Annotated in this window: 7 protein-coding genes and 1 pseudogene; 3 read left to right on the top strand and 5 right to left on the bottom strand. The window is 47.9% G+C overall.

The annotated features are described in order from the left end of the window. Nucleotides 1–56: 56 nt before the first annotated feature. A complete protein-coding gene (locus tag ACW9H9_RS27810; RefSeq protein ID WP_457346573.1) occupies nucleotides 57–1,226 on the bottom strand; it encodes a hypothetical protein in 1,170 nt (389 codons plus the stop codon). 436 nt (nucleotides 1,227–1,662) lie between these two features. Here ACW9H9_RS27810 and ACW9H9_RS27815 point away from each other — a divergent pair, with 436 nt between their 5' ends. After that, nucleotides 1,663–2,226: a hypothetical protein gene (locus ACW9H9_RS27815; RefSeq protein ID WP_457346572.1), complete on the top strand. Its 564-nt coding sequence runs from the start codon at nucleotides 1,663–1,665 to the stop codon at nucleotides 2,224–2,226. A gap of 228 nt (nucleotides 2,227–2,454) precedes the next feature. Here ACW9H9_RS27815 and ACW9H9_RS27820 read toward each other — a convergent pair. Further along, nucleotides 2,455–2,796 (bottom strand): annotated as a pseudogene (locus tag ACW9H9_RS27820) (LexA family protein); the annotation flags it as partial. Nucleotides 2,797–3,098: 302 nt separating this feature from the next. Here ACW9H9_RS27820 and ACW9H9_RS27825 point away from each other — a divergent pair. Both ACW9H9_RS27825 and ACW9H9_RS27830 read left to right on the top strand, forming a co-directional pair. Then, nucleotides 3,099–4,592, top strand: a complete 1,494-nt coding sequence (locus ACW9H9_RS27825; RefSeq protein WP_457346571.1) for an AAA family ATPase — start codon at nucleotides 3,099–3,101, stop codon at nucleotides 4,590–4,592. A 149-nt stretch (nucleotides 4,593–4,741) separates the two neighbouring features. Further along, nucleotides 4,742–5,605 (top strand): hypothetical protein, encoded by an 864-nt coding sequence (locus tag ACW9H9_RS27830; protein ID WP_330758353.1) that lies wholly within the window; start codon nucleotides 4,742–4,744, stop codon nucleotides 5,603–5,605. 603 nt (nucleotides 5,606–6,208) lie between these two features. Here the strand turns inward: ACW9H9_RS27830 and ACW9H9_RS27835 are convergent. The 3 genes from ACW9H9_RS27835 to ACW9H9_RS27845 all read right to left on the bottom strand — a co-directional run bounded on the left by ACW9H9_RS27835 (nucleotide 6,209) and on the right by ACW9H9_RS27845 (nucleotide 7,643). Beyond that, nucleotides 6,209–6,613 carry a DUF6957 family protein gene (locus tag ACW9H9_RS27835; RefSeq protein WP_457346570.1) on the bottom strand — a complete coding sequence of 135 codons (405 nt, stop codon included), beginning with the start codon at nucleotides 6,611–6,613 and terminating at the stop codon, nucleotides 6,209–6,211. Between the two features lie 67 nt (nucleotides 6,614–6,680). Then, nucleotides 6,681–7,409: a metallophosphoesterase family protein gene (locus ACW9H9_RS27840; protein ID WP_457346569.1), complete on the bottom strand. Its 729-nt coding sequence runs from the start codon at nucleotides 7,407–7,409 to the stop codon at nucleotides 6,681–6,683. A 3-nt stretch (nucleotides 7,410–7,412) separates the two neighbouring features. Then, nucleotides 7,413–7,643, bottom strand: coding sequence for a hypothetical protein (locus ACW9H9_RS27845; RefSeq protein ID WP_330758350.1), 231 nt, complete (start codon nucleotides 7,641–7,643; stop codon nucleotides 7,413–7,415). Nucleotides 7,644–7,970 lie beyond the last annotated feature (327 nt).

The raw sequence follows: 7,970 nt of genomic DNA on the forward strand, positions 1-7,970 counted from the left end.
TATGCACCTCTTACTCATGTTATGCCCGAACACAAAATTTCTGACACCCTCCATATTCACGGCCATAACCTCCAGTAAAACTCTCTATCCTCGTCATCGGACTTCACGTCAGCAAGCATGTGATAAATGCCATTTCGGAAATCGGTAGTGGTGTCTTCGAAAGTATTCAGCTGCACTACCTCTGCAGCGTGCTGCTTGTAGAAAAACTTTAGTGACTGACGCTTCAGCTGGATGGGGCATGTCTCGTCCATCCAGTCGACCATCGCACTTAACCGACCGTCCAGATGACGATCAAGATGGTTTTTCTGATAGCGTTTGATATCAAAATCCGAGGCCAGGTTGTCTCGGTACAGTTCATCAATGACCTCGCCGGCAATCAGAAGCTGCAGAGCAGCGTGCCTGATGCGTGACTCGCCATCGATCTCGCGGATCTTCTGAACGAAAAGCCGATCGGCGATCTCTTCAAGGACAATCTTCTGCTTCAGCGCATCAGCATCCACCTCGGGGAAGGTGTTTGAATGCTTCATGTATCGCTTGGTCAGCTCTACGGTCTTGGCGGTGAACTCTTCGCAGGTGATTTCCCAGCCGGAGTCGATGTACCGGGTGCTGCCGATAAAACCCAGGATGTCATCGATGTAGGACTGACGCTTCGAATCGCGTATCACCCTCAGCTGGTCAACCTCGTAGGCTTCGAGCCTCGCTTTGAGCGACGGCGAGCCGGTGATGAACACCGCCCTCTCCAGCACCTTCAGCAAGTCATCCTTCAGCGCTGGAGCCATCACCGATCGCAAGAGCTCCAAGGTCTCTGAAGGCTCTTTCGCCTTGGAGGCGGCAAAGCGCTGCTCGGCACCGTCGTGGATCGCAGTGAGCAAGGCGTGCTTCTCGGCAGCGTTAAAGCTGTTCCAGTCGGTCAGCGTCGACTTTGGCGAGTACTCTTGGTTTGTCACCAAAATCAGGCTTTCGTACGCCGTATGGTCAAACGCCTTGTTCAGCCAGTTATTGAGGGTGTTCCAGATGTTCTGGTGGCCATCCCTCAACGCATCGGCGTAGAGCTTGACCTCAACCTGAGCCTCGTCTTCCAGAGTCACATCCCCGAAAACCTCGACCCACAAACGCTTCCCCTTCTTCAGCTTGTGGCAATACTCAAGCGCAACCACAAGCTGGTACGTGAGAGCTTCAAAAAGCTTCGTCGCGTCAAACGGTAACTTATCTGGCAATTTATCCATAAAAATTCCACGACCGCCTTCGGAGCACTAGCAGATGAGTTGGCTGTACTGATGGCGGGATGACCAGTGTTTTCCACAGCACTTGGCGACGGAAAATAACAGTGCGAATAGACAGTAAAGGATTACGTTAATTCGACATTATACTGTATATAAATACAGTTATTCTTATTGAATCCACTCGATGGTAGCACTTCAAACTCGATGATCGCAAAGGGCTATCAAGCAATTAAGCCCGGCCAATTTCATCGAGCTATCAAAGGGATATCCATGGGATACCCGAAGGCTATTCGGACAGCATATTTAAGGTATCCCGTGTATTTGATGTAGTAAGCAGAAATGCGTAGCACTTGCCGATGCGAGCGGCCAGGGGTCGCCGGCGTTCAAACGAAGCACTGATACACTCAGTGCATGCTCAATAGGAATGCAAGGAAAGCAGATGGGAACTTACACTATTCCTCAATACTTAATATCTGCAGTTGCCGACTCCGTTTCAGCCTTTGAAACTCATGCCAGTTTGGACAGCCTGTTCATGTACGCCAACGCTCCAGGCGATCCCCCGGAGGGTAGCAAGGCCGTCAAGGCGCAGGAATGGCTGCGCAGGATCAGTAAGGAATGCGGCGCGGATGCACTCCCCATCGTCGGTCGCATCATCGAGAGATACATGGAAGATGAGGAAGACACCTCTGGGCGCTTCTGGATTAATCCGCAGCAAGCCAAAGAGCGGAAGGCAAAAATCGACAGGATCAAGGATAGTTTGGAGCGTGCTGGACTCTGCTACAGCCCAGGAGGAATGCTCACCAAGTGCGAGGGGCTAGCGACTAAGACGCTGTACGAGCTCATAAAGAGCCGCAATATCGGCGCCATCGATTTCGAATTCGAGCGGGCCATCAAGAACATAGAGTCGAGCCCCAGGGAGGCCGTGTCGGCAGCGTGCAATACCATCGCTGCATTCGTTCTGGAGACATGGGACGAAAAGAGCGGTCGATTCCAGACAATCTGATCACACTGCCACAAATCCGGTGCATCGACTCTGGGCGCGCACTCAGGTGTCTGCCGGTTCAGTCAGGCACGCAGATCCGAAGAGATTGGCGCTGTTTTTTACGACTTTGAACAGCCGAAATGCCTCACCTCCTTGGGCCTGGATTGGCAAGGTTCCTTTCATCGAGGGATCGACGACGCCAGGAACGTTGCACCCTTCATCAAGGAGATGCTCGGGTGATTAACCTACGTTCTCGGACATGAGGATGATGTAGGGCCCACGCTTGCGCAGACGCTTGCAGACCGGCTCGCAATTTTCACCGCCGCAATAACGATATGCCCATGCTCGACAGTAATCGAGCGATCCACCACTGCCATGTCACCATCGAATATCCCAGCACCTTCCATGCTGTGGCCTTCAATGCGCACTTAGGTAGATATGCGGTGCTCGAATGTCCAATAATTCGTCGATGGAGATATGCTGTTCAAGGTGATCAGCCGCTGGTGATGGAAAGTTCGCAGGGACTCTGAAGGAGTAAAAGGGAAGCTGAACTCCCCCTTCTGCCAAGGGGCCGAGGATGGTGACGCTCATGATGGATGCCTCAATCATAACTGTATATACATACAGCTAACATCGAAGCGTGCTTGCGGTCAATCTTGGGCGAGGAAAATTGCGACCGATGGGTTCGCTAGGAGCATCATCTGGAGGTTAGCGAAGAAGGGATGAGGGGTGAGCATTGACCGAATGTCGTAGTGCGACTGATCCGTTCGCCCCCGACGCTCAATCTGGAAGAAAACTAGGCCATGCAAATTTAACCATAGTGTCTCTAGCCATGCAGATCGATAGCGATCACAATATTAGAACGACACAACTTAACCTCTAAGACTATAAATATGAAAAGCTCGAAAAAAGGAAATTCCGAGATAAACGTAATTTTTTGTCGCCGCTCAGCCTTAACTGGCCCCGCACCAGACAACACAATACTTATTTCCCCATCACTTGACTCATGGAATGACTTTGGCTTCAGAAGCAAAGCAGAAGCTCGGATACACATCGATGACAGTCAAGATCTTTTAGTTGATATTTACATAGGCTTCATTACAGAATCCCCCAATGATCTAAACGGAACATACAGACTAGAAAATATAATTCCATCTTTTGATTTTCTCGACCTTGAAAATACAAAAAAAGAAAATTATTTCACGATGCTTTGCAGCATGGAAGAATACCGAAAAGTCATTTCATCACTTGGAAAAAGTGCTGCTATTGCGGCATTGAAAGCGATGCGAGAACTCGTGGTCATAAGTGAGTTTACACCTGCAAATAAGCTTTTCAAAATCGCAATAAAAACGGAAATATTCTCAAAATCATTTGTCCGCAGTTCAGAATCATTTTTTTCATTTAAGAATTCTGGATCCATCTTAAGAGGGCTTAAACACGAACGTTTTAGGACTTTTTCAAGAAGACTGAAAACCGATTTCAAACTTGCGAAATTTAAAAACCGACATAATATTTCGCTTACTTTCGACCACGATATAGACCTTCCAAAAAGAATTTGCGTGCTGATAGGAAAAAATGGCGTAGGCAAAAGCCAAACACTATCTGAAATCTCAAGAGCTCTATTAAACGGATCCAGTACATTACTTGATGGCGACACACTGGATCGCCCTATGTTCAACCGTCTTTTGGCATTTGCACCAACAAAAGAGACATTGAAAGTATTTCCTTCCGAGCGCCGAGTGAGACCATTAATATGGTATAGAAGATTTTCTCTAAATCGAGCTGGCAGTGCCGCACTCAGTAATCTTATTACGGATCAATTGATACAAGTCTCTCGCTCTCAGCAGTATATTGGCGAGCACACAAGGTGGGATATTTTTCTATCTGCGATAGAGGCCATTGAAAATTCAGAGCAGATATATCTACAGTCCAAAACCTCTGAACAGTTCACCCAGCTTATAGGCTTGAATAGTTCTAGCGAGAAAAGGCTTCTTGAGCGATACGCATCTGTAGATGTTGCCAAAGATCCTGTGAGACTTATTGACGGAAAATGCTACTCACTTAGCAGCGGCGAATCATCCTTTCTTAGATTCGCTGCACAGGCAAGCCTGCATATTGAGAATGGATCGCTCCTACTTCTTGATGAACCAGAAACACATTTACATCCAAACTTTATTAATCAATTTGTATCTTTACTCGACAAGCTTTTAGAACTAACCGGCTCAGCGGCAGTCATTGCTACACACTCTGTGTATTTCGTTAGGGAAGTTTTCCGCGAGCAAGTTACAATTTTAAGAACCGCCAAAGAAAACTTAATCGAAGTACCCTTCACTGCACTTCAAACATTTGGCTCCGATATAGGTTTAATTTCACATTTCGTCTTTTAAGAGGATGAACTTTCGAACCTAGCCACCTCACTAGAAAGCCGAATAGTTAACAAAAACCTAACATGGGACGAGGTTTATTTAAAGTACCACGACAAGCTTTCACCCCAGCTATTGACTTCAATCCGGTCTAAACTGGAAAAAAAATACAAATGAAAAATCTTCCAGCCCCTCCCTATGACGACATTCAAGCTATTGATGCACTCTCAAATAACAAAAGAATCAAGAATGGAAATTTAATACGTGACGCAAAAAAAAATCTAATAGAAAACTACCGCCAATATATTCGAGCGGAGGGCAATGCATTTTTAATATCTCCTGTAAAACTGAACTCAGACCTGAATGAGCGCCTTGAAAAATTATATTCCAGTCCGAATATCGACGTTAGCTTCATCGACAGCATGCGAAGCTCCAGTTCGTATAAAGGCTGTCCGATGTGTGGATCGCTAGCAGCAGGGACGTTAGATCATTTTTTCTCTCAAGACAGCTATCCAGAGTTCATAATTTTCTCTAAAAACCTAGTTCCAGCTTGCAAATGCAATAGCGCAAGACAAGAAAAACTTAAAGGACGATGCCGCCAGAGAATACTTCACCCATATTTTGATCAGTGTCTCTCCGAACGTTTACTCTCATGTTCATTCAGTCAGCATGGCATTGCGCCATCCGTGAGTGTAAAATTGGCAATTGATAACAGCCACACATATATCACAGAGATAGAATTCCATTTTGAAACCATTGTTGCAAATACCGAGATCGAGGATTATCTACAGTCTCGTTGGACTAAAATGATTACTAAACCAGAATTAGTGGTACGAGCTCTGGAGAACACTCCAACCTCTCTGCCCGATCTCGTTAAAAATCTCGAAAAAGAGTTAGGTTTTCTAGACGACTACCACGAGAGTAAGAACAATTGGGAGTCGATTTTTCTGTCAGGCTTACTGGAAGCTCAGACTTCAGCTTGGTTATATGGAAGGCTAACACGTGTAGGTCGGCAGCCTGGATCGCCGCTTGCCTGACGCGCCAATACAGGCCAACCGCCGACAGTCACGATAAACAAGCGTCGGAAGTGTCCGAATTTTCCGATTGGCGGACGCAACCTACAACTCAAGCTGGGCTGCGTCTAACGGAAAAAAAAATGTTGCATCGATGGTGTCACTGCGAGTTCACATCCAATTCCGCCACCTCGGTGCAATAATTTATGCTCTAAAAGCAGCCGATCAAACGAGCTCACAAGAACGAAGTAGATTGAAGCTTGTTCTTCCCACCTCACGTTTGAAATTGCCAATGACGTAATTGCCTTTTTGAGCCTGGAGACACCAAAATCGCCCTTCTTTCCACGTTCTCCGAATTTTCCCCGTCCGAGGAATGGCGCCATCCACTGTCCGGTATGTGTCGTATTGTTGAACGTGATCGAATGACACACCAAGGCACGTATCCTCCATGATCACAGCATTGCTTATGAAGGCCGTGATGGGCACGCTGTATTTCCGAAGACTTGCCCGCACCAAGCGATCCATTTGAAAGTCGCTCAATCCTTACTGTGGAATTCCAACTCGATTACTTCAGGCATCCGGCCAAAGCTCCAAAATGGCTCGATATGCATTTGCGGCGGTCATTGCTTAACCGGCTTTCATGGAAAAAGCGGCACCGAGACTAGCCTGTTTTCTCAGGCCTGATTCCCAGAGGAGATAAACCGTACTCTTAGTTTCAAACATGCAGCCTTGTCTAAAAGACACACCGAAATTGCTGCGCACCCACATGCCAGCCTGAAAACGATTTCGGCTATCGAAAACGACTTCATGTGCGTACAGAGTCGCGGGTAGTAGACCAAGTCCCGTTAGCTTATCTTTTTCATCTGAGTTGACCGTGAGGTCGATAAAAATCCATTGCCGTACCATGCAAAATGCTTTCCCGGGGAACATTTTTGCTGCCAAAGAGATCAGGTCTTCTTGAGAGCCTTCCCAGCCGGCAACCTCTTCCCCGGCCCCGTAAAAGAGCTGCGAGATTTCTTCCAACGTCACCATCAAAAATTCTCCATCTCATTAGGTTCGGCCTACCACGTGAGCTTTGCCCAATGACCAGTTACTGGCATCAAACCTCTATCAGTAAATCAGGATCAAAACCGGTATCTTGGTTTGGGTACCCACGCGGATTTGACACCACACGGCATCCATTTTTGACGAAGCTGGCTGCTATATGGGTATGCCCGTAGATCCAAAGATCGGCCTTGCCCAAGAGCTCAGGCCAATCGTTTGCATAAGCTGCAATTAGGTTTTTAGGATGCTCGTCACCCACGTGATCCAGTGCCGGTGCATGGTGTGTAACGACAACCGTTTTGCCGTCAAAGGGCTTGTCCAGTTCCTGTGTGAGCCAGGCATAAGCAGCTTTAGATTTAGCGATCAGGTCATCGGGACGAAGGCGTCGGTAATTCTCATCTTTTCTGATGACGGTGAAGTCGTTCATCCATTCCCAGGCAACGCGTTTCGCGGCAGCAACATCTCCTGTTGATGAGTAATCTGTCCACGCTGTCGTGACCAAAAACCTAGTTTGATTCAGGATTAAGGCCTCGTTTTCGAGTACGTGGACATGCGGCGCAGCCGCCTCCTTCATCTTCCGCAGAGTGTGATCAATGTGGCCGCCGTAGAACTCGTGATTGCCGCAGACGTAGATCACCGGGCACTGGAATGTGTCGTTTGCCCATGAGACTCCACGCGATTTGATATCAATATCGCCGGCGAGGATGACCACATCCGCATCGCTTGGGGCGGGCTCGAACCGAGCAAATTCCCTGTGTAAATCTGAATAGATTTGGATCTTCATGGATTAACCTGCTGCCGTGGCAGCGGAAGAGCGATTCGGGATCTGATTGCTGGTGCAATGGAAGTGCTTCCCGGCGGCAGTCATGGCGTCGTAGATCGTTCGAATATTGCTGAGCAAGCCTGCGTCGGACACCTCTGGCGAGCTGCTGTAGATTGCTCCGCTATCGACTATATGAAGCAGTACGCACTCACCGTTTCTGTCGTAGCCGACGATCGCACTGATCAACTTTTCCATACGTTCTAAAGAACTCCCATTCATGCAAGGGGGAGTCACAACCTGAACCACCTCAATCTTGTGCTCTGGGCTCCGCTGCGAGAGTAGGTGTGTCAGCGTCGAAGGGTCTGATGGCATCAATTTTTTGAACCGAGCCCTTGCGCCCTCACAAATGCGAAAACGAACGTGATACCAAAAATCTTCCGAGTCTCGCTCAACCATCCGCCAAGACGTGCGGCCAGGCCCAGGGAAGCCTGGTAAGCCGACCATACAAGACTCATCTGAAATAAACAGTAAGCGTCCGAGCTACACCGCCTTACAACTCAAACCTTAATCCGTTTAAACCAC

This window comes from Pseudomonas sp. SDO5215_S409, from assembly GCF_054071325.1.